Genomic DNA, 21,134 nt, shown 5'->3' on the forward strand with positions numbered 1-21,134 from the left:
CGGTCTGAGTTGGCCTGCGTCCCGGTTTCGCGCCTCTCTTCTGCTGCAGAAGAGGGGCGGGCGGGGGGGCAGCGGACGCGTCGTCCGCCCCGTTCTCAAATACGGAACCGTTGTCCCGTATTCCGGCACGTCCATATAATGCCTCGCGTGCCCCGCCGCCCGCAAGCCGGGCGCCGGCGTGCCTTCCCGCCAACCGGCGCCATCCCACCGCTGCCACTGTCATGTCCGATCTGAACGAGAAGGATCTGCCGCTCGCCGGCGTCAAGGTATTGGAGTTCTGCACCGTTGCCGCCGGGCCGTTCTGCGGCATGCTGCTGGCCGACATGGGCGCCGACGTCGTCAAGATCGAGCCGCCCGACGGCGATACGCTGCGGCAATGGCCGCCGATTTCGGCCGGCTTCTCGGAGAACTTCGCCTCGCTGAACCGCAACAAGCGCTCGGTGGTGCTGAACCTGAAGCAGCCGGAAGACGTCGCGCTGGCGCGCCAACTGATGCTCGAGGCCGACGTGGTGGTCGAGAACAACCGGCCTGGCGTGATGGACCGCCTGGGGCTGGGCTATGCGAGCCTGCGCGAGGACCATCCGGGGCTCGTCTACTGCTCGGTGTCGGCCTATGGCCAGAGCGGGCCGCGTGCCACCGAGGGCGGCTTCGACCTGACCATCCAGGCCGCCGCCGGCGTGATGAGCGTGACCGGCGAGCCGGACGGCGCCCCCGTCAAGTGTGGCGTGCCACTGGCGGACTTCGCGTCCGGCCTGTACGGGGCCTTCGCCATTGCCAGCGCGCTGGCCCGCGTGCGCGCCGGCGGCGCCGGCATGCATATCGATGTGCCGATGTATGGCTGCACGCTGGGCATCGCCGCGCTGCAGACCAGCGAGTACTTCGGAACCGGCCGCAGCCCGGCCAAGCTGGGCTCGGCGCATCCACGCAACGCGCCGTACCAGGCGTTCCAGGCCGCCGACGGCTACTTCGCGATCGCCGCCGGCAACCAGAAGCTGTGGCTCGAGGTCGTGCGCGTGGTCGAGATGCCCGAACTGGCCGAGGACCCCCGCTTTGCCACCACCCGTGATCGCGCGGCCAATCAGGTCGCGTTGAAGGAGCTGCTGGAGCAGCGCTTTGCCCGCGCCGGTGTCGATCACTGGATCGCGGCCTTCCAGGCGGCCGGCGTGCCGCACGCGCGCATCAACGACTACGCCGCCGCGCTGCAGGATCCGCAGGTCGAACACATGGAATGGGTGCGCCCGCTGACGCTGCCGAGCGGCGTGGCGACGCGGACCTTCGTCTCGCCGTTGCGGCTGGACGGCATGGGTCTGCCGGTGCGCCGGCCGCCGCCCGCGCTCGGCGAGCATACCGAGGCGATCCGCGCCGCCCATGCCGGCGGCGCCGGGCAGGGGCAAACAGCCGGGGCAAACGCAGGAACGAGCGCCGGAACGAGCGCAGGAACGAACGCATAAACAAGCGCACGACCAAACGCAGGAGAAAACGCCATGAGTCGCACCATCGAACCGCTGCGGACCTTCGTTGCCGGCGTCACGTCGCTGATGGAAGGACCCAACCGCGACGAGGCGGTCTTGCTCGACGGCACGCGGCCCCTGCTGCAGGCGCTGGTCGCCCGCGACGACTGGCTGCCGGACGAACTGGCGCAGCCGCATCCGACCTACTACCAGCAATACCTGCTGTACGGCGATCCGCTCGATCGCTTCTCGGTGGTCAGCTTCGTCTGGGGGGCCGGGCCAGCAGACGCCGGTGCACGATCACACGGTGTGGGGCTGGATCGGCGTGCTGCGCGGCGCGGAGATCGACATTCGCTATCGCCGCGATGATCGAGGGATCCATCAGGACGGCGAGGAAACCCGGCTCGAGGCAGGGCAGGTCGCGGCGGTATCGCCATCGCTCGGCGACATCCACCGCGTGCGCAATGCCTTCGACGATCGGGTCTCGGTCAGCGTCCACCTGTACGGCGGCAATATCGGCCGTATTCGCCGCCATGTCTTCGATCCGGCGACGGGCGCGCCGAAGGAATTCGTCTCGGGTTATGCCAACCGCTTCGCGCCGAATCTGTGGGCCGCTGCCGATGCCTGACGACGCATCGACCGTCGCCGCCAAGGCGGAGCCGGCGCTGCTGGTCGACCGGCAAGGCGATATCACGCGGCTGACGCTGAACCGCCCCCAACGCGGCAATGCCTTGTCGGCCGAGCTGGTGCAGGCCCTGCACGACGCCGTCCTGGCCTGCCAGCGCGACGGCACTCGGCTGCTGCTGATCGAAGGGGCGGGCAAACACTTCTGTACCGGTTTCGACCTCGGCGACCTCGACTGCCTCGATGGCGAAAGCGACGACACGTTGCTGGCCCGCTTCGTCCGCGTCGAGCTGATGCTGCAGGCCATTTACACGGCGCCGTTCACCACCGTCGCGCGGGTCCATGGCCGCGCCATGGGCGCGGGGGCCGATCTGGCGGTGGCCTGCGAACAATGCTGGGTCGCCGACGACAGCCGCTTCGCGTTTCCCGGCGCGGCCTTCGGGCTGGTGCTGGGGACCGCGCGGCTTGCCGCCCGGGTCGGGCCGACGCTGGCGCGCCAATGGATCGGCGCCGGCGCCACCATCGATGCCGACACGGCTCTCGCTACGGGCCTGGCCTCGCGGCCCTTCGAGGCCGACGAACACGGCAAGCCGGACACCGCGCTGGAGGCGCTGGCGCGTCAGGCGCGCCGGCTCGACACCGAGACGCAGGCGGCGATCCATGCCGCGTCGCGCGCCGGCGACGACGAACTCGCCAGGCAGCTCGCCGCGCTGGTCCATTCCGCCGCGCGGCCGGGTTTGCGCGAGCGCATCCGCGCGTATCGCGCGGCGTCGGCCCGCTAGGCCGTCCGTAGCCGCGCGGCCGGCGTCGGGAAGATATCGACGAAGCGATCGCGCGCCGGATGGTCCGGCGCCGCCTTCCACACGCAATAGACCTCCGACGGCACCGTGCTGGGCTTCAGCGGCCGGAATGCCGCGCCGGCCAGCGCCGAATGCCGCAGGGCGGCCGGCACCACCGCCACGCCCATTCCCTGCGAGACCAGCGACACCACCGACAGCCAGTGCCGGACCTCGTGGCGGATCTGCGGGTAGAAGCCCTCGGCCGCGCACATGTCGACGATGCGCGCGTAGTAGTCGGGCGACGCATTGCGGGAGAACAGCACGAACGGCTCGCCGCGCAGCTCGGTCAGCGCGATGGTGCGCCGGGTTGCCAGCCGATGGGCGGCCGGCATGCAGCAGACGAAGGGCTCGCTGTGGATCAGCCGCGTCGCCAATTCGTCGGGCACCCGGCTGGTGTGGATGAAGCCGACGTCGAGCTGCCCGTGCAGCAACGCCTCGATCTGTTCCTGCGAATTGAGCTCGGTCAGCGCGATCTGGATGCCGGGCTGATCGGCCTCGAACTGCTGCAGCTTCTGCGGCAAGCCCCGGTACAGCATCGATCCGACGAAACCGACGCGCAGCCGGCCCACGGCGCCGGCCTCGATCTGCCGCGCCAGCAGCCGCGCCTCCTCGGCCTGCGCCAGCAGCGCGGTGGCCGATTCGCGGAAGGCCCGGCCCGCCGCGGTCAGCCTCACGCCCTTGCTGTCGCGCTCGAACAGCCGGGCGCCGACCGACGCCTCCAGCTGCTGGATGTTCAGCGACAGCGGCGGCTGGGAGATCGACAGCCGGCGTGCGGCGCGGCCGAAGTGCAGCTCGTCGGCCAGCACGAGGAAATAGCGCAGATGGCGGAACTCCATGGCAGGGGCGGCGTTCGATGACGCTTCGATGAAGGTTCGTTGAAGAGGGCGGCAACCGGCGCGGCAACCGGCGCGTCAATCGGCGCGATACCCGGCGCGATAACGGGCCGATAACGGGCCGGTAACGAGCGCCGGTAACGGAGAAGCGGGCCTCATTCTATGCCTACAGTTTGCGCGCGGCATGCCGTTATCCCTTCGATGTGCCGCCTGAACAGGTAGCGCGCAGCAGCAGTGCGGGCTGCGCCAACGGCGAATACAAGGCCCCCGTGACGCACCATGACCACTACCAGACCCTAGGCGTTGCCCCGACGGCCACGGCGGAAGAGATCCGGCAGGCGTACCGGCGGCTGGCCATGCGCTGGCATCCGGACCGCAATCCGGACGACCCGCAGGCCGCGGAAGAGCGGTTCAAGCGATTGCAGCATGCCTTCGCGGTGCTCAAGGATGCCGGCCGCCGGATGGCCTACGACGCCGAGCGCGCCGCGCCGCGTGGCGCCGCCGGCCACGGCGCGGGCAATGGCACCGGCAACAGCAACGGGCGCGGCGCTCATGGCCCGCGTCCGGCGCGCGAGGCCTGGCCGCATGGCGGCCCGCGCCGCAACGCGCAGGGCAAGGCCGGCGTCGACTACCTGTGCGAGACCAGCATCGCGCTGGAAACGGCGGTGCTGGGCGGCATGGCATCGACCCGCGTCAGGATGACGGTCGATTGCCTGCACTGCGATGCGCGCGGCATCCGCATGATGGCCTGCAAGCCGTGCGCCGGTACGGGCCAGGTGCGACGCGGCCTGTTCCACGCGTATGGCGCCTGCGAGCGCTGCGCGGGTCGCGGCGTCGAGCCGGCTCCCTGCGATGCCTGCGGCGGGACCGGCAAGGTCCGCGTCGACAAGGCGCTGCGCGTGCAGATCAAGCCGGGCGTGATCGACGGCACCGTGCTGCGCGCGCGCGGCATGGGCGGCGCCGGCATCGACGGCGGCCCCAATGGCAATCTGATGTGCAAGGTCCGGGTGCGCAAGGACCGCGTGTTCGGCGTCGATGGGCTGGACCTGACGCGCGAACTGAAGATCGACTTCGTGCTGGCCTGCCTCGGCGGCCGCGTGCCGGTGGTGCGCTTTCGCAAGACCGTGATGGCGGAGATTCCGGCGATGACGCGCAGCGGCACCGTGATTCGCGTGCGCGGCATGGGCCTGCACGATCGGGCCAAACAAAAGACCGGCGATCTGCTGCTGACGGTGGTCATCGATCTGCCGTCGCGGCTGCGCACGCTGACCGAGTCGCAGCAGACGCTGCTGCGCGAACTCGGCCGCGGCGCCGGCGAATGAACGCTGAATGAACCCTTACTGGTTCTTCATGGCCTCGGCCAGCCGCTGGATGATCGCCCCCCTCGCTCTTGAAGGCCTTCTGCGCATAGGCGGTGTACTGCTCAGGACCCATGTAGTTGGTCGACATGCCGTACTGCTGCGTCACCGCCAGCAGCTTCGGATCCTTCAAGGCATTGCGGAACGCGGTGTCGAGCTTCTTGACGACCTCGGGCTTCATGCCGGCAGGGCCGACGATGCCGAACGGCGAATTGGACCAGACCGGATAGCCGATCTCCTTGAGCGTCGGCGCATCGGGGGAAGTCCGGCGCGCGCTTTTCCGACAGCACCGCGAGCACGCGCAACTGGCCGTTCTTCACATAGGGCAGCAGCGTGTTGGTCAGCATCGCCACGTCGCACTGGCCGCCCAGCAGCGAGGTGATGGCCTCGGCGTCGCCCTTGTAGGGCACATGCGTCCAGTTCGATTGCGTGATGCGCGCCAGCTCGGAGATCGTCAGATGCTGGCTGCCGTAGATGCCGGTGGTGCCGTAGCTGATGCCGCGGCTCGACGCCTTGGCCTCGGCCACCAGCTCCTGCATGGTCTTCCATTTGGCATCGGTGCGCACCGCGACCGCGAAGTTGTAGTCCGCGATCATCGAGATATAGGTCAGGTCCTTCAGCGGGTCGTAGCGCATCTTCTGCACGTGCGGCAGGCGGAAGATCACCACCGGCGCCATCGTCAGCGTATAGCCGTCCGGCTCGCTGGTGGCCATCTGCGTCGCGCCCAGCGTGCCGCTGACCCCGGGCTTGTTCTCGACGATGATCGATTGACCCAGCTCGCGTCCCGCCGCATCCGCCAGCGCGCGGCCGATCTGGTCGGTGATGCCGCCCGCGCCGTAGGGCACGATCAGTTTGATGGGACGACTGGGAAAGTCCTCTGCGTGCAGGCGTCCGACCGGCATCCCGGCCACGCCCGCCGCCCATGCCGCGCCGGCGAGGCGCAGAATCTGGCGTCGTTGCATGTTGTCTCCTTTGTATGGTGTCGATGCGACGGTGTCGATACGACGGCCAGGCTGTCCCGCCCGGCTCGCACGGCTCGGCCGTGGCGGGACAGTATGCAACGCGTTGCGCTCTGGTGGTGAGACAGGGCGGGTTTGTCCCTAGCGCTGCAAGCGACGCATGAGCGCGTAGCGAGGTGAGTCCCCTGTGTGGGCGCCTATATAAAAAACATATCGTCCAAGCCATTATTAGTATTGGACGCAAATCGCTGCTTCCTCGAACATTCCAGCATCCGGCGGGCTCGGTCCGGCCGCATATCGAGAAGTGGGAAGAGGAGACAAGCATGCCGACCAGCGCCGTCCGTCAGGACGTTTCATCGCAACCCGCCGCCGCGGCGACGCCGTCCGTGCACCCGGTGCCGGACCAGCATGGCGTCAATCTGTTTGCCAGCGATCCCGATCTGCGCGCGCTGCTGCCGCTGTATCTGCCGGCGGACCTGTACCAGCACCTGCTGCCGCATCTGGACCGGATGGGCGCGCTGGCGGGCGGCGTGCTCGATGCGCTGGCCAACACCGCCGATCACCATCCGCCGACGCTGACGCATCGCACGCGCACCGGCATCGATGCGCAGCGCATCGACAAGCATCCGGCCTATGTCGAACTCGAACGCGTGGCGTTTGCCGAGTTCGGCCTGGCGGCGGTATCGCATCGCGGCGGCGTGCTGGGCTGGCCGCAGCCGATGCCGGCGGCCGCCAAGTACGCGCTGACCTATCTGTTCGTGCAGGCGGAGTTCGGCCTGTGCTGCCCGCTGTCGATGACCGACTCGCTGACGCGCACGCTGCGCAAGTTCGGCGATCCGGCGCTGGTCGAACGCTTCCTGCCGAACCTGACCACGCAGGTGTTCGAGGACCTGTACCAGGGCGCGATGTTCATGACCGAGCAGGGCGCGGGCTCCGATGTGGCCGCTACCGCCACGCGGGCGATGCCCGATCCCGAGGCGCAGGGCGGCTGGCGCCTGAGCGGCGACAAGTGGTTCTGCTCGAATCCGGACGCCGAGCTGGCGATGGTGCTGGCGCGTCCGGACGGTGCGCCCGACGGCATCAAGGGCGTGTCGCTGTTTCTGCTGCCGCGCCGGCTGGCCGATGGCAGCCCGAACCACTATCGCATCATCCGCCTGAAGGACAAGCTGGGCACGCGCTCGATGGCGAGCGGCGAGATCCGCCTCGAAGGCGCGCACGCCTGGCTGGTCGGCGAGCCTGGCCGCGGCTTCGTGCAGATGGCGGACATGATCAACAACTCGCGCCTCTCCAACGGCGTGCGCGCCGCCGGACTGATGCGGCGGGCGTTATCGGAAGGACTGTTCATCGCGCGGGAGCGCCGTGCGTTCGGCAAGCGGCTGATCGACATGCCGCTGATGCGCCGCCAGCTGCTGAAGCTCGCGCTGCCGACCGAGCAGGCCCGCACGATGGTGTTCCAGACCGCCGAGGCGCTGCGGCGGGTCGACGCGGGCGAGGCCGATGCCTATCCGCTGATGCGCATCCTGACGCCGCTGATCAAATTCCGCGCCTGCCGCGACGCGCGCAAGGTCACCGGCGACGCCATGGAGATTCGCGGCGGCTGCGGCTACATCGAGGAATGGAGCGATCCGCGGCTGGTGCGCGACGCCCACCTCGGCTCGATCTGGGAAGGCACCAGCAATATCGTCGCGCTCGACGTGCTGCGCGCGATCCGGCGCGAGGGCGCCCTGCCGGTGCTGCGGGCCCATCTGCAAGCGCTGCTGGCGCAGACGCCGATGCACGCCAACGCGCGCGCGGCGTTCGACAGCGCGCTGGACCGCGCCTGCGCGCTGGCCGGTGATGCCGCGCAGGCCGATGCCGCCGGCGATGTGCTCGCGCGCCAGGCCGCATCCGCGCTGTACCACGTGACCAGCGCGGTGGCGATGGCGTGGGAAGCGGGCCGCATCGGCTCGGTGCGCCGCATGCGGCTGGCCCAGCTGGTGCTGATTCACCGCGTGCTGCCGCGCGATCCGCTCACGGGCGGCGCCGAGCCGGACTGGCTGGCCGACACCGTGGCGCCATCGACGGACGGCGCGGTGCATCCGGCCGGGGCGGTCGATCAGGTCGATCTGTTCTGAAGATCTACTGAGCCGCCAGATCCGCAGACCTGCCGATCCGCGGAGCTGCGGACCCCGGACCGCAGACCCACGGTTCCACGGCTCCACAGACTCACCCGCCGCGACGCGCAATGCCTCGCGGCGAATCCCAACCCTACAACAACCCAAACAAGCGCCCGGGACGACGAAGCCCGCGGCGCATGGCCTGACAAGGAGACACGAGATGACCCCCTGGCAACGCATCGCGGCGCTCGCCGCCGCTTCCACGCTGACGCTGTGCGCCGGCATCGCCCCCGCCTTCGCGCAGAAGGACTATCCGTCCAAGCCGATCATGATGGTGGTGACCTACCCGCCGGGCGGCCCGACCGACGCGATGGCGCGCACGCTTGCCGCCTCGCTGAAGAACTCGCTGGGCCAGCCCGTGGTGGTCGAGAACCGCGCCGGCGCCGGCGGCAATATCGGCGCGGAGGCCGTCGCGCGCGCCGAGCCCGATGGCTACACGCTGATGTTCGGCACCTCGGCGCCGCTGGCGATCAACGTCAGCCTCTATCGCAAGATCAATTACGACCCGGTCAAGAGCTTCACGCCGGTGATCCAGATCGGCCATCTGCCCAATGTGCTGGTCGTCAATCCGTCGGTGCCGGCGAAAAACGTCACCGAGCTGATCGCCTATGCCAAGGCCAATCCCGGCAAGCTGACCTATGCCTCGTCGGGCAACGGCGCGTCGTCGCACCTGGCCGGCGTGCTGTTCAACAACCTGGCGGGCACCGACTTCCAGCACATTCCGTACAAGGGCACCGGCCCGGCGCTGAACGATCTGCTGGGCGGCCAGGTCAGCATGACCTTTACCGACGTGCTGACCGCGCTGCCCTTCATCAAGAGCGGCAAGCTGCGCGCGCTTGGCGTGACCACGCGCGAGCGCTCGCAGGCGCTGCCCGATGTGCCGACGGTCGCCGAGCAAGGCGTCGCCGGCTTCGACGTGTCGGTGTTCTTCGGCGTGGTGGCGCCGGCCGGTACGCCGAAGGAAGTCATCGGCAAGCTCAACGCGGCCTTTGCCGACGCGCTGAAGCAGCCGGAGGTCCGCAAGACGCTGCAGGGACAGGGGCTCGAGTTCGCGCCCTCGATCAAGCCGGAACAGCTGGGCGGCTTCATCAAGGCCGAGGTCGGCAAGTGGCGCGCGGTGGTGCAGAAGTCCGGCGCGCAGCTGGACTGACCTGGTTTGAACTGGATGGACGACACTGCCGGCGATGGCACCGACCATGGCGCCGACGATGGCTACGAGCAAGGGAATCCGATGACGCAAGCAAGCACCGGCGCGCTCGCCGGTATCCGGGTGGTCGACCTGTCGCGCATCCTGGGCGGCCCGTATTGCGGGCAGATCCTGGGCGACCACGGCGCCGATGTGCTGAAGATCGAGCCGCCCCAGGGCGACGACACGCGGACCTGGGGTCCGCCGTTCAAGGACGGCGTGGCGTCCTACTACTTCGGCCTGAACCGGAACAAGCGCGTGATGCGGCTCGATCTGGCGGCGCCGGCCGAGCGCGAGGTATTGCTTGCGCTGCTGGCCGACGCCGACGTGCTGATCGAGAACTTCAAGACCGGCACCATGGAGAAATGGGACCTGGGCTACGAGGCGCTGTCCGCGCGCTTCCCGCGCCTGGTGCACTGCCGCGTGTCGGGCTTCGGCGCCGACGGCCCGCTTGGCGGCCTGCCCGGCTACGATGCCGCGATCCAGGCGATGGCGGGCATCATGAGCATCAACGGCGAGGCGGACGGCGAAGCGCTGCGCGTCGGCCTGCCGGTGGTCGACATGGTGACCGGGCTGAACGCCGCGCTGGGCGTGCTGCTCGCGCTGCAGGAGCGCGAGCGCAGCGGCCGCGGCCAGTTCGTCGAGGCGGCCCTGTATGACTCCGGCCTGTCGCTGCTGCACCCGCACGCGGCCAACTGGTTCATGAGCGGCAAGGCACCGCAGCGCACGGGCAACGCCCATCCGAACATCTATCCGTACGACACGGTCGCCACCGCCACCGATCCGATCTTCCTGGCGGTCGGCAACGACCGGCAGTTTCGCATCCTGTGCGAGCACCTTGGCGTGGCCGCGCTGGCCGACGACGAGCGCTATGCGACGGCCGGGGCGCGCTCGGTCAATCGATCCGCGCTGAAGGCCGAACTGGAGGCGCTGCTCGGCACGCGTGACGGCAAGGCGCTGGCCGACGCGCTGGTGCAGGCCGGTGTGCCGTGCGCGCCGGTGCTGTCGGTGCCGGACGCCCTGCAGCATCCCCATACGGCGCATCGCGAGATGGTGGTCGAGATGGAGGGCGGCTATCGCGGGCTCGGCGCGCCGGTGAAGCTGTCGCGCACGCCGGCGACCTATCGCTTCGCGCCGCTGGCCGAGGGGGGACCGCTTCCTGCCTCGCGACGGGGGAGAGTTAAACGGAAGAGCCAAGCGGGAGGGCTAGCGGGAGGGCTGGCCTGCTGTCCACTTTGGACATTGCGGTTCTTGCACTATGGTAACGAGACGCATTCCGAGCGTGAGGCTGCGCCACCCGGCGCGGACATGAGCGCCGGTGCCAATCGATTCCCAAGGAGACCACCATGTCCTATGTCGACGGTTTTGTCATTGCCGTGCCCACCGCCAACCGCGAGGCCTACCGCGAAATGGCGCAGAAGGCCGCGCAGGTGTTCAAGGAGTACGGCGCCCTCCGGGTGTACGAGTGCTGGGGCGACGATGTGCCCGAGGGCAAGGTCACGTCGTTCACCATGGCGGTCCAGCGAAAGGACGACGAGTCCGTGGTGTTCTCGTGGATCGAGTGGCCGTCGCGCGAGAAGCGGGACGAGGGCATGAAGGCGTCGATGGCCGATCCGCGGCTGGCGAACGACATGCAGAACATGCCCTTCGATGGGCAGCGGATGATCTACGGCGGCTTCGAGACGATCGTCCAGGCCTGAGCGCCGGGCCGCCTCGCCCGCCAAGGCGTAGCGGCGGAATGGCTTGCGATGGGGCGGACCGCGGCTAGAATCGCGGTTCGCGACGCCCGTGTCGCTGTCCCGCCTACCGACCGCTTCCCGATGCCCACGAAGAAATCCGACACCAGCACGCGCGCGACCAGCGAGCAAGCCCTTCAACTGCTGGATGCGGCCACCGAGCATGTGCTCAACCACGGCCTGGGCGATCTGTCGCTGCGCAGCGTCGCGGAGGCCCTGGGTACCAGCCATCGCATGCTGATCTACTACTTCGGTTCCGCGGACGGATTCTGGCAGGCGCTGCTGCATCGCATCCGGCATGCCGAACAGCAGGCGCGGCAGCAGACGCTGGCCGAAGGCACGGATCCGAAGACGGCGCTGGTCTCCGCCTGGCAGCGATACTCGGCGTCGAACTACCTGCCCATCATGCAACTGGTGTTCGAAATATACGGCCGCGCCATCCGCGACCGCGAGCGCTTCAGCGGCTTTCTCGAGGACGTGATCGGCAGCTGGACCGGCATGCTCGCCGAACGCTTCGAGCGCAATCTGGGGATGAGCCGCACCGAGGCCAGGCTGCTCGCCCGCGTCGAAGTCGCCACGATTCGCGGGCTGCTGCTCGATCTGGTGACCACCGGCGACCGCAAGGGCACGACCGCTGCCATCGAGTACTTCGCGGAAATGATGGCGCGCCACCGCCGGCCGTGATCCCCTCGCTGCCGCTACGCACCAGCCCCTGATTTCCCGCGGTGATTCGCGTATACCCTCGCTACACCCTGCAATGTACCACATGGTACATTGCGTCTCGATTCGACTGCCGCGGGTGGCGGTCGAAGTGATTCTCGACCGAGATGATCGACCGGACGGATCGGCCGGGATGGATCGAAGACAAGGTGAGTGCAGCATGAAACGGCGAACATGGATGAGCTGGACTGCGGGCGCAGTGCTGGCAGCGGCGCTGCCCGGTATCGGGCAGGCTGAAACCTACCCCGCCCGCCCGGTACGGCTGGTGGTGCCCCAGGCGGGCGGAACGGGCAACGACGTACTGGCGCGGGCTCTGGCCGAACGGCTGGGACACGCGTGGAAGCAGGCCGTCGTGGTCGAAAACAAGCCGGGCGCCAACGGCGCGCTGGCTATCAACTACGTGCTGTCTCAGCCGGCCGACGGCTACACGCTGTTCTTTGCCGGCGTGTCGAATCTGAGCTTCAACCCCCATCTGTATCCGAAGCTGCCCTATCGCCCGTCGAAGGATCTGGTCGGGGTCGCGATGCTGGCGAACTCGCCTTTTGTGTTCGTCGCCGCGCCGTCGCTGGGCGTCAAGACCTTGCAGGAGTTCGTGCAGATGGCGAAGGCGCGTCCGGGCGAGATCAGCTTCGCATCGGGCGGCGTCGGCAACTCCACCCACCTCGCGATGGAGCTGGTGGCCGAAAAGGCCGGCATCAAGCTGCAGCACGTCCCGTTCAATGGCCCGGGCGGCGCCACCAGCCTGATGAACGGACAGACCCCCGGTGATGATGAACGTGGTGGCGGGCGTGCACGCGAACATCGCCGGACAGAAGCTCGTGCCGCTCGCCGTCACCGGGGACAAGCGCCTTGCGGCGCTGCCCACCGTGCCCACCTTCAAGGAACTGGGCTATGACATCGCGGTGCCGGGCTGGTATGCGATCGTCGCCAAGGCCGGAACGCCGGCCGCGCTGGTGCAGAAGATCAACGCCGATATCAACCAGGCGCTGGACGACCCGCAACTGAAGGAAAAGCTCGCCTTCCAGTTCCTCGAACCGATCAAGGGCCCCTCGACGGAAGTGGAGCGCTACATGAAGCGCGACTCCGACGCCTGGGGTCCGATCATCCGCCAACTCGGCATTTCTCTCTGACACCGCCATGCCCCATTTGACAAAAGCCGTCCACGAATACCGCCTGGCGTCGATGCGCAAGCTGATGGATCGGCTGCGCGTCGATGCGCTGGTCTTCGGCACGCCCGACTTCTTCCAGTTCGCCACCAACTTCCAGCTGGACGTATGGCCATGGGAACGGCCGGTCTTCGTGGTCGTTCCGCGTAATGGCGACACCTTCGCGGTGATGAACGAACTGTCGACCAACCATATGCGCTTCGCCACCGAGAAGGGAAAGGTGTGGTTGTCGGATATCACCTATTACGCCGAGCACCCACGCATTTCCCATCGCCTGCCGCTGGTGCCGCAACTGCCCGAGGTCGTCGCCGGGCTGCTGTCCGAGAAGGGTCTTGGCATGTCGCGCATCGCCGTCGATGTCGCGCACCCCATCCTGACGGCGGCGCAGCGCTATCTGCCCGAGCTGACGCTGCGGCCGGCCATGGGCGACATGCGCACCCTGCGTTGGGTCAAGCATCCCGAGGAATTGCAGGTGATGCGCGAACTCGGCGCGTTGACGGACTGGGTGCAGGATCGCTACCGCGAGAACATCCGCGCGGGCCGGCTGGTCCAGGAACTCGACCACGCCATGGCGGCCCTAATGGTCGAGGAAGCGGCGCGCCGCTTCCCCGGCGAGGACTTCGACATTCTCAAATGCTGGACGCTGTCCGGGCCCGCATCCGCTTCGCCCCACGGCGACGGCGCGGCTTGCGGCGCGCGCATTTCGGCGGGCGACACGATCGTCAATCTGGTGCTGCCGCGGCTGAACGGCCTCTACGTCGAGAACGAGCGCACGTGGTTCTGCGGCAAGCCGACGGACCAGCAGGCGCGCCTGTACTCCGTCGCGGCCGAAGCGACCGATGCCGCGGTGGCGGCGGCGGTGCTGGGCAAACGCGTGTGCGACATGGATGCCGCGGCGTTGCAGGTGATCGAGCGGGCCGACTGCGCGCAGTACGTCTTCCACCGGACGGGCCATGCCGTCGGCCTGATGCTGCATGAGTATCCGGAAGACATGGCGTTCAATACGCGGCCCCTGCTGGCAGGGGGAGGTGTATTCCGCCGAGCCGGGGCTGTATGTCTATGGACTCGGCGGCTTCCGGCTCGACGACACGGTAATCGTGGGCGAACGGCCCGAGGTCATCGTCAAGACGCCGAAGACGCTGGCTTACGCGACGGTGGAGTAGGCGGGGAGGGTGGGGCGGGCCATTCGCGGGCATGCGGATGGGCCCCGCAGCGATCTACTTGCCAAGCAGGCGGTCGAGCTTGGCGTCCATCCGCTCCAGCCGGGTCTCTATCGCATCCATTCGATTCTCAATGGCATCGAGTCGGAAGCCGATGCGAGCGAGCCTCTTATCCATTGCGTCAAGCCGGCTGCCGAGCCGAGCTTCCATTTCCACTGATAGGAAACGCAGCGGCACGGTGCTCGGAGTGGTGGTGGATTGGTAGCTGATTACCGAGATGATCACGGCGATCGTGCTTCCCACGTACGCGAACACGGCCCACGGCGGAATGCTTGCCACCGTCTGCGTCCTGACCAGTTGCAGCACGTCCGCGCGGGACAGGGGGTCGTCTCGACGTCGGAAGCCCTTGGCGCGGCGAGGGTCGGCAAGCATCGGATCGTGTTCGGTGGCGTTTGTGTCGCGGGCGGTGATCGTGGACATCGTTCAGGCAAGGTCGAAGAGGATGGCATCGATCGGCGGCACCTGCTCGGGCGCTTCGATCGATGCGGCACTATCCCATCCCACCCGATCGCCGGCTTTCGCTTTTTGCCGATGTCCATCGAAGAGCGTGCACGTGGCGATCGGCGTCCTAGCCTGGAATCATCCCCGTCAACCAATACGCCTGCACCATCGTGATGATGCCGACGATCACCGCGAACAGCAGGCTGTGCTTGACCGTGAAGCGGAACAGCTCCGACTCGCGGCCGACAAGGCCCGTCGCGGCGCACGCCACCGCGATCGACTGCGGCGAGATCATCTTGCCCGTCACGCCGCCCGTGGTATTGGCGGCGACCAGCAGCGTGTCGGAGACGCCGATCTGATGCGCGGTCGTGCTCTGCAGCGAGCAGAACAGCGCGTTCGACGAGGTATCGGAGCCGGTCAGGAACACGCCGAGCCAGCCGAGGAACGGCGAGAAGAACGGAAAGGCCGCGCCGGTGCCGGCTAGCAGCAGCGCCAGCGTCGACGACATGCCCGAGTAGTTGGCAACGAAGGCGAAGGCGAGCACCAGTCCGATCGACAGGATCGGGCGGCGCAGCTCCAGCAGCGTCTCGCCGAAGGTCGCCACCAGCGCGCGCGGCGACATGCGCAGCAGCACGGCGGAGATCAGTGCGGTCAGCAGGATCGCGGTGCCGACGGCGGACAGCAGGTCGATCTTCAGCACGGCATCGTAGGCCTTCGGCGCGGCGACGATCGGCGCGGTCTTGACGACCAGCTGGTCCAGCCACGGCACCGGGAACTTCAGCACCGTCCCGGCCAACGCGCCGCCGGAGGCGAACAGCGCCTTGAATGGCTGCAGGCTCCAGACCGTGACGATCGCGGTCAGGATGCCGAACGGCGCCCACGCGCGTACCGTTTGCGCGAGCGTGTACGGCGAGGCCTTGCGCTGGTTGGTGTTGCCGATCGCCGGGAAGCCGTCCATGTCGCCGAAGCCGCCGAGCGCCGCGGCGCCGCCGTGGCCGGCACGCAGCGATGCGCTGGCGGTGCGCGTCGCGCTGCGCGGCTGCCACACCTTCAGGAAGGCCGACAGCGACACCAGGCTGATCAGCGCCGAGGTGATGTCCGGCAGCTCCGGCCCGATATGGTTGGCGGTGAAGTATTGCGTCACCGCGAAGCTTGCGCCGGTGACCAGCGCGGCGGGCCAGGTCTCGCGCACGCCCTTGACGCCGTCCATCATGAACACCAGCCAGAACGGCACGGCCAGCGACAGCAGCGGCAATTGCCGGCCGGCCATCGCGCCGATATGGAAGGGATCGATGCCGGTGACCTGGCCGGCCACGATGATGGGGGATGCCCATCGCGCCGAAGGCCACCGGTGCGGTATTGGCGATCAGGCACAGTCCCGCCGCGTAGAGCGGATTGAAGCCGAGGCCGACCAGCAGCGCGGCGGTGATCGCCACCGGCGCGCCGAAGCCCGCCGCGCCCTCGAGGAAGGCGCCGAAGGCGAAGCCGATCAGCAGCACCTGCAGGCGCTGGTCGTCGGTGATCGCCAGCACCGAGGCGCGGATCACGTCGAACTGGCCCGTCTTGACGACGATCTTGTACAGGAACACCGCGGTGACGATGATCCAGGCGATCGGCCACAGCCCGTACAGGAAGCCGTAGCCCGCGGCGGCGAGCGCCTGCGGCACCGGCATGCCATAGCCGGCGATCGCGACGGCCAGCGCGAGCGCCAGCGTGATCGCGGCGGCCACATGGCCCTTCATGCGCAGCAGCGCCAGCGCGACGAAGAAGAACAGGATGGGAATGGCGGCCGCCAGCGAGGACAGCCATAGGCTGCCCAGCGGCATATAGACCTGTTGCCAGGTTTGCATATCGGTCTCCTCCGAGGGATGCGAGTCTAGAAAGGAAAAAATCGTGGCCGGCGAAGCCGCCGACGAGGTTGCGGTTGCCACCGCGTCGTTGCCGCGAATGCGCGAATCCACCGTCTTCGGAAGCCGCTGGGTCCGCGCTTTGGCGGGGACGAGGGGCTCTTGTCGGCGAGGGTGCCGGGCTTATTCGGGTTGTCCGCGCTCGCGCAGCAGATCGGCCAGGCTGCGCGCGGCCGGCCGCAAGGGCTCGCGGTGGTCGGTCCACCCCATCTGCCGCGATGGCGTGAAGGCCCGCAGCCGCGTCGCCGCCCAGCGGAACAGCCGATACAGGCGCGGATGCGCGAACGCGCCGCGCCAGAAGCGCCAGATCAGCTGTTCGCCACGGCTGTAGCGCGCGCCCTGGCCGCGCAAGGGGTGCTGCACCGCCTCGTCGGGATTGCGGTTGGCCTCGGTGCGCAGCCGGATCAGCAACTGGGGAATCGGAATCCGCACCGGGCAGACCTCGCCGCAGGCGCCGCACAGGCTCGACGCGGTCGGCAGGTCGGCGGTGGCGTCCAGTCCCAGCAGATGCGGCGAGATGATCTTGCCGATCGGGCCCGGATAGGTCGTGCCGTAGGCGTGCCCGCCGATGCGGGTATAGACCGGGCAGTGGTTCATGCAGGCGCCGCAGCGGATGCACTGCAGCGTCGCGCGCAGTTGCGCGTCGGCATAGGCCTGGGTGCGGCCGTTGTCGAGCAGCACCACGTGCATCTCGCGCGGGCCGTCGAGCTCGCCGGCGCGGCGCGGACCGGTGATCAGGTTGAAGTAGGTGGTGATCGCCTGGCCGGTGGCCGAGCGCGTCAGCAGCGTGGCGAGCGGCACGATGTGGTCCAGGCTCGCCACCACCTTCTCGATGCCCATGATCGCGATATGCACCGGCGGCACGGTGGTCGACAGCCGGCCGTTGCCCTCGTTCTCCACCAGCCACAGCGTGCCGGTATCGGCGGCGGCGAAGTTGACGCCGGACAGGCCGATGTCGGCCTCGACGAAGGCATGACGCAGCGCGCGGCGGCCGGTCTGGATCAGCGTGTCGACGTCCTCGGTGTAGGGCGTGTCGGGGATATGCTGCTCGAACAGCGCGGCGATATCGCCGCGCGTCTTGTGGATCGCCGGCATCACGATATGCGAGGGGCCTTCGCCGGCCAGCTGGACGATGTATTCGCCCATGTCCGACTCGAGGCTGCGGATGCCGCGTTCGGCGAGGTAATGGTTCAGCGCGATCTCCTCGCTGGCCATCGACTTGCCCTTGATCACGCTGCGGGCGCCGTGGCGCTCGGCAATGCCGGCGATGATCGCGTTGGCCTCGTCGGGGGGTCTGTGCCCAATGGACCTGCACGCCCGCTTCGGTCAGCTTCACTTCCAGTTGCTCCAGCAGCTGCGGCAGATGCGCCAGCGCGTGCTGGCGCACCGCCTCGCCGAGATCGCGCAGCGCCTGCAGCTCGTCGCCGTCGGGAAACTGGAGCGCGCGCTTGTTCTGCAGGAAGTCCATCGCGCCGCGGAAGCTGCTGCGCAGCTTGGGATCGTCCAGCGCCGCGCGCGAGCGCGCCTTGAAATCGGCGGAGGGGACGAAGTGCATCGGGGTCGCGCTCATGCGGATTCTCCCCGTGCCGGTACCGCGCCCGGTACCGCGCTCGATGGCGTGGCGGATACCGCGGCCGATAACGCGCTCGATATAGCGCCCGATACAGCGCCCGATACAGCGCCCGATACAGCGCCCGATACAGCGCCCGATACAGCGGCCGATGGCGCCTTGCCGCCGCGCTCGACGATCAGCACCCACAGCCGGCGCGGTCCATGCGCGCCATAGGCCAGCGTCTGCTGGATGTCGGAGGTCTTCGACGGACCGGACACCAGCACCAGATTGGTCGGCATGCCGTCCTGCCAGCGTTCGGCGCGCATCGCGGCGTGCAGATCGGCATGCAGCGTGTCGGTGTAGACCAGCGCCACGTGCAGCGGCGGCACCAGCGAGACCGTGCGCGGCGCGCGCGCGTCCGGAACGAGCACCAGCGTGCCGGTGCCGGCGATGCCGGAGCGCGCCACCGTGAAGCCGGCATCGATGGTGTCGAACAGCTCGCGTTTCCAGTCTTCGATGGGGCGTTGGTAAGCGACGGCTTCCACGGTCGGCGACAGGGCGCGCGACAGCGCGGCGCCCTCCGGACCCTGGCAATCGAACAGCAGGCGGCGCACGCCATCGGCGGCCAGGCACCCGGCAAGCAGCGCGGGCCAGCCGGCCTCGTCGGTGCGCCAGACCTCGGCGTGCGCGGCCTGCAAATTGGCCTGCATCGCGTCCGTCAGCGTGGCGGCGTCCGCGGGCGGGTGCATCGCGCGCCGGAGGTCGAAATGCGCATCGATGCGCCGGCTCAGCGTTGGCGCGGCGGCGAGTTCGTCCGCTGCGTTCGCTGCATCAGGCGCGGCGGCGCGCAGCCGTTCGAGAATGCGGGTGCGGGCGTCGTCGGCGTTCATCGCTGTGGCTCCGTTCCGGCGATGGCCACGTCCCGACCGCCGCCGCCGCCGCTTCCGCCGTCGATGCTGTCACGGCTGCCATCGTCACCGCTGCCGCTGTTGCTGCCGCTGTCGCCGCTGCCATCGCCGCTACTGAGGCGGCGCCACAGGAACGTGGCCATGTGTTCGACCTTGAGCCCGAGCGCCTGCCGGCGCGCGGCGTGGCCGATATTGAGCAGGCAGCCGCAGTCGGCCGATACCAGCGTGTCGCAGCCGGTCGCGCAGGCCGAGCGGACCTTGTCCTGCACCATCGCCCCCGAGATATCCGGATGCTTCAGCGAGAAGGTGCCGCCGAAACCGCAGCACTCGGACTCGCGCTCGTGTTCCAGCCGTGTGACACCGGGCAGCGCGTCGATCAGCTCGACGCCGTGCACGCGCGTCCCCATCTCGCGGCGGGCCGCGCAGGAGGTATGCAGCACCACGGTTTCGGGTCGGTCCGATCCGGAGCCCGAGTCCGACCCCAGCCCCGACTGCGACCCCGACACCGATCTGGACCTCGATTCCGAGGCCGCTGCGGCGGGAAAGCGGACCTTCAGTACGCGCAGCAGGAACTCGCTCAGTTCGTACACGCGCTCGGCCAGCGCGCGCGCCTTCGGCCCGGCGACGGCGTCGTCCTCGAACAGCCTGGGCCAGTGATGGCGCATCATGCCGGCGCAGGAGCCGGAGGGCACCACGATCGGCCAGGGCTGCGAGAACAGGTCCAGCTGCGCGCGTGCGACGGCGCGCGCCTGCTCGGGGTTGCCGCTGCTGTAGGCAGGCTGTCCGCAGCAGCTCTGCCCGCGCGGGAAATGCACGGTCAGCCCTTCGCGCTCGAGCAGGCGGACCGCGTCCAGGCCGGCTTGCGGCACGAACAGGTCGACCAGGCAGGTCGCGAACAGGTACACCTCGGCGGGTGCCTCGGGGTATTGCCTCGGAATCATGTCTCGCTCCGGAGATGGCCCGCCTGCAATGGCGGGCTCGATACGTGGTGCTGGGGACGTCGTGATGCGTCTGATGGCGGGCGCGATGGGGGCGCGGTCGAGGCGCGCTCGGGACCGATCGGGAACGATCGGCGCCGCAAGGCGCGTCCGCTTCGGCGGCATAATTCCCGCTGCGGCGACAAGGTTCAAATTGGTTGGACCAGTTGGCGAGCCGGGCGGCAAGCAGGGTGGCTGACTGGTGGCCAGCCGCGGTGGCGGGCCGGTTGGCGGACCAACACGTGGCATGGCGATGCGAAGGGAGAAAACGATGGCGGCAGGCATGCGCGAGCGCGGCCGGGTGGAAGAGGTGATGCGCAAGATCGAGACCGCGCTGCTGGACGGCACGTGGCCGGCCGGTACGCGCCTGCCGGCCGAGCGCGTCCTGGCCGAGACCTACGGCGTGGCACGAAACACCGTGCGCGAGGCCACCCAGCGGCTGGCGGCGCGCGGCCTGCTGCAGAGCCGGCGCGGCGCCGGCGTGTTCGTCACCGAGCAGCTGCGCAGCGGCATCGCCTCGCCGTGGCGCCAGCTGGTGGCCGATCACCCGGCCTTGCGCGAGGACATTCTGGAGTTTCGCCGCGTGCTGGAAGGCGCCACCGCCTATTTCGCCGCGCTGCGCGCCGACACGCAGGACCTGCGCCGGATCCGCGCGCTGTTGGACCAGTTGGAGCGCGCGCGCGGCTGCGACGACAAGCAGGCGGAGGCCGACGCCGACGCCAAGCTGCACGAGGCGATCGCGCTGGCCTCGCACAACACGATGTTCCTGCACCTGCATACCAGCGTGATCGGCATGCTGCGCGAGCACATCACGACCAATGGCACCGGCCTGCGCGAGCAGGACGCCGAGGCCTCCGAACAACTGCTGCTGCAGCATCGCACGCTGTGCGCGGCGATCCTGGCGCGGCGTCCGGAAGAGGCGCGCACGGCGATGCAGGCGCATATCGATTACGTGCGGAGCCGGGCGGAGTAACGGTGCAGGGCACGGAAGGCGACGCGCATTCCCCCGCTATTGCGCAGCCCCGTGCCTCCGGGTAACACGTACGCGAACGTACGCAGAAACGGGTACGGTCTCACCGGCTGAGCGGAAGGACAGCCCTA

At 68.8% G+C, this 21,134-nt stretch carries 14 protein-coding genes and 7 pseudogenes; 13 read left to right on the top strand and 8 right to left on the bottom strand.

Features of this window, described 5'->3' with window-relative positions; all coding sequences use genetic code 11:
- The first annotated feature begins 221 nt into the window (after positions 1-221).
- From OJJOAM_RS18930 to OJJOAM_RS18940, 3 genes and pseudogenes are all read left to right on the top strand, one after another.
- On the top strand, positions 222-1,451 hold the full coding sequence (locus tag OJJOAM_RS18930) for a CaiB/BaiF CoA transferase family protein (protein WP_422650724.1): 1,230 nt from the start codon (positions 222-224) through the stop codon (positions 1,449-1,451).
- 33 nt (positions 1,452-1,484) lie between these two features.
- A pseudogene (locus tag OJJOAM_RS18935) lies at positions 1,485-2,079 on the top strand (cysteine dioxygenase).
- The gene (locus OJJOAM_RS18940) at positions 2,072-2,857 is read left to right on the top strand and encodes an enoyl-CoA hydratase/isomerase family protein (protein WP_422650725.1); all 786 of its coding nucleotides are present in this window, start codon (positions 2,072-2,074) and stop codon (positions 2,855-2,857) included. Before OJJOAM_RS18935 ends, OJJOAM_RS18940 begins: the two are co-directional and overlap by 8 nt.
- On the opposite strand, the gene OJJOAM_RS18945 is transcribed toward OJJOAM_RS18940, so the two are convergent.
- On the bottom strand, positions 2,854-3,750 hold the full coding sequence (locus OJJOAM_RS18945; RefSeq protein WP_422650726.1) for a LysR substrate-binding domain-containing protein: 897 nt from the start codon (positions 3,748-3,750) through the stop codon (positions 2,854-2,856). The genes OJJOAM_RS18940 and OJJOAM_RS18945 overlap by 4 nt on opposite strands.
- A 266-nt stretch (positions 3,751-4,016) precedes the next feature.
- Here OJJOAM_RS18945 and OJJOAM_RS18950 point away from each other — a divergent pair, with 266 nt between their 5' ends.
- Positions 4,017-5,069 carry a DnaJ C-terminal domain-containing protein gene (locus OJJOAM_RS18950; protein WP_422650727.1) on the top strand — a complete coding sequence of 351 codons (1,053 nt, stop codon included), beginning with the start codon at positions 4,017-4,019 and terminating at the stop codon, positions 5,067-5,069.
- On the opposite strand, the gene OJJOAM_RS18955 is transcribed toward OJJOAM_RS18950, so the two are convergent.
- Both OJJOAM_RS18955 and OJJOAM_RS18960 read right to left on the bottom strand, forming a co-directional pair.
- Positions 4,984-5,340 carry a tripartite tricarboxylate transporter substrate-binding protein gene (locus tag OJJOAM_RS18955; protein ID WP_422650968.1) on the bottom strand — a complete coding sequence of 119 codons (357 nt, stop codon included), beginning with the start codon at positions 5,338-5,340 and terminating at the stop codon, positions 4,984-4,986. The two genes, OJJOAM_RS18950 and OJJOAM_RS18955, sit on opposite strands and share 86 nt — an antisense overlap.
- A 76-nt stretch (positions 5,341-5,416) precedes the next feature.
- A pseudogene (locus OJJOAM_RS18960) lies at positions 5,417-6,067 on the bottom strand (tripartite tricarboxylate transporter substrate binding protein); the annotation flags it as partial.
- Positions 6,068-6,387: 320 nt separating this feature from the next.
- Here OJJOAM_RS18960 and OJJOAM_RS18965 point away from each other — a divergent pair.
- From OJJOAM_RS18965 to OJJOAM_RS19000, 8 genes and pseudogenes are all read left to right on the top strand, one after another.
- On the top strand, positions 6,388-8,178 hold the full coding sequence (locus OJJOAM_RS18965) for an acyl-CoA dehydrogenase family protein (RefSeq protein WP_422650728.1): 1,791 nt from the start codon (positions 6,388-6,390) through the stop codon (positions 8,176-8,178).
- Positions 8,179-8,380: 202 nt separating this feature from the next.
- Positions 8,381-9,370, top strand: coding sequence for a Bug family tripartite tricarboxylate transporter substrate binding protein (locus tag OJJOAM_RS18970; protein WP_422650729.1), 990 nt, complete (start codon positions 8,381-8,383; stop codon positions 9,368-9,370).
- Between the two features lie 81 nt (positions 9,371-9,451).
- Positions 9,452-10,480 (top strand): annotated as a pseudogene (locus tag OJJOAM_RS18975) (CaiB/BaiF CoA transferase family protein); the annotation flags it as partial.
- A gap of 272 nt (positions 10,481-10,752) precedes the next feature.
- A complete protein-coding gene (locus tag OJJOAM_RS18980) occupies positions 10,753-11,106 on the top strand; it encodes a DUF1428 domain-containing protein (protein WP_422650730.1) in 354 nt (117 codons plus the stop codon).
- Between the two features lie 120 nt (positions 11,107-11,226).
- Complete coding sequence (locus tag OJJOAM_RS18985; RefSeq protein ID WP_265633522.1) at positions 11,227-11,826, top strand: TetR/AcrR family transcriptional regulator; 600 nt, start codon at positions 11,227-11,229, stop codon at positions 11,824-11,826.
- A gap of 73 nt (positions 11,827-11,899) precedes the next feature.
- Positions 11,900-12,757 (top strand): Bug family tripartite tricarboxylate transporter substrate binding protein, encoded by an 858-nt coding sequence (locus OJJOAM_RS18990; protein WP_422650731.1) that lies wholly within the window; start codon positions 11,900-11,902, stop codon positions 12,755-12,757.
- Positions 12,681-12,992: a Bug family tripartite tricarboxylate transporter substrate binding protein gene (locus tag OJJOAM_RS18995; protein ID WP_422650732.1), complete on the top strand. Its 312-nt coding sequence runs from the start codon at positions 12,681-12,683 to the stop codon at positions 12,990-12,992. Before OJJOAM_RS18990 ends, OJJOAM_RS18995 begins: the two co-directional genes overlap by 77 nt.
- Positions 12,993-12,999: 7 nt before the next feature.
- A pseudogene (locus OJJOAM_RS19000) lies at positions 13,000-14,191 on the top strand (M24 family metallopeptidase).
- Positions 14,192-14,245: 54 nt separating this feature from the next.
- Here OJJOAM_RS19000 and OJJOAM_RS19005 read toward each other — a convergent pair.
- The 5 genes and pseudogenes from OJJOAM_RS19005 to OJJOAM_RS19025 form a co-directional block, all read right to left on the bottom strand.
- On the bottom strand, positions 14,246-14,668 hold the full coding sequence (locus OJJOAM_RS19005; protein WP_422650733.1) for a hypothetical protein: 423 nt from the start codon (positions 14,666-14,668) through the stop codon (positions 14,246-14,248).
- Positions 14,669-14,816: 148 nt separating this feature from the next.
- A pseudogene (locus OJJOAM_RS19010) lies at positions 14,817-16,539 on the bottom strand (lactate permease LctP family transporter).
- A 180-nt stretch (positions 16,540-16,719) separates the two neighbouring features.
- Positions 16,720-18,166 (bottom strand): annotated as a pseudogene (locus OJJOAM_RS19015) (LutB/LldF family L-lactate oxidation iron-sulfur protein).
- Positions 18,167-18,318: 152 nt separating this feature from the next.
- Positions 18,319-19,038: pseudogene (locus tag OJJOAM_RS19020) on the bottom strand (LutC/YkgG family protein); the annotation flags it as partial.
- A complete protein-coding gene (locus OJJOAM_RS19025; RefSeq protein ID WP_422650734.1) occupies positions 19,035-19,997 on the bottom strand; it encodes a (Fe-S)-binding protein in 963 nt (320 codons plus the stop codon). The pseudogene OJJOAM_RS19020 and the gene OJJOAM_RS19025, both read right to left, overlap by 4 nt.
- Positions 19,998-20,304: 307 nt before the next feature.
- Here OJJOAM_RS19025 and OJJOAM_RS19030 point away from each other — a divergent pair, with 307 nt between their 5' ends.
- Entirely contained in the window at positions 20,305-21,006 is a 702-nt protein-coding gene (locus OJJOAM_RS19030) for a FadR/GntR family transcriptional regulator (RefSeq protein ID WP_422650735.1), read from the top strand.
- Positions 21,007-21,134: the final 128 nt, after the last annotated feature.

The sequence above is a fragment of the Cupriavidus sp. H18C1 genome, assembly GCF_049311595.1.
GTDB classification, from domain to species: Bacteria; Pseudomonadota; Gammaproteobacteria; order Burkholderiales; family Burkholderiaceae; genus Cupriavidus; species Cupriavidus cauae.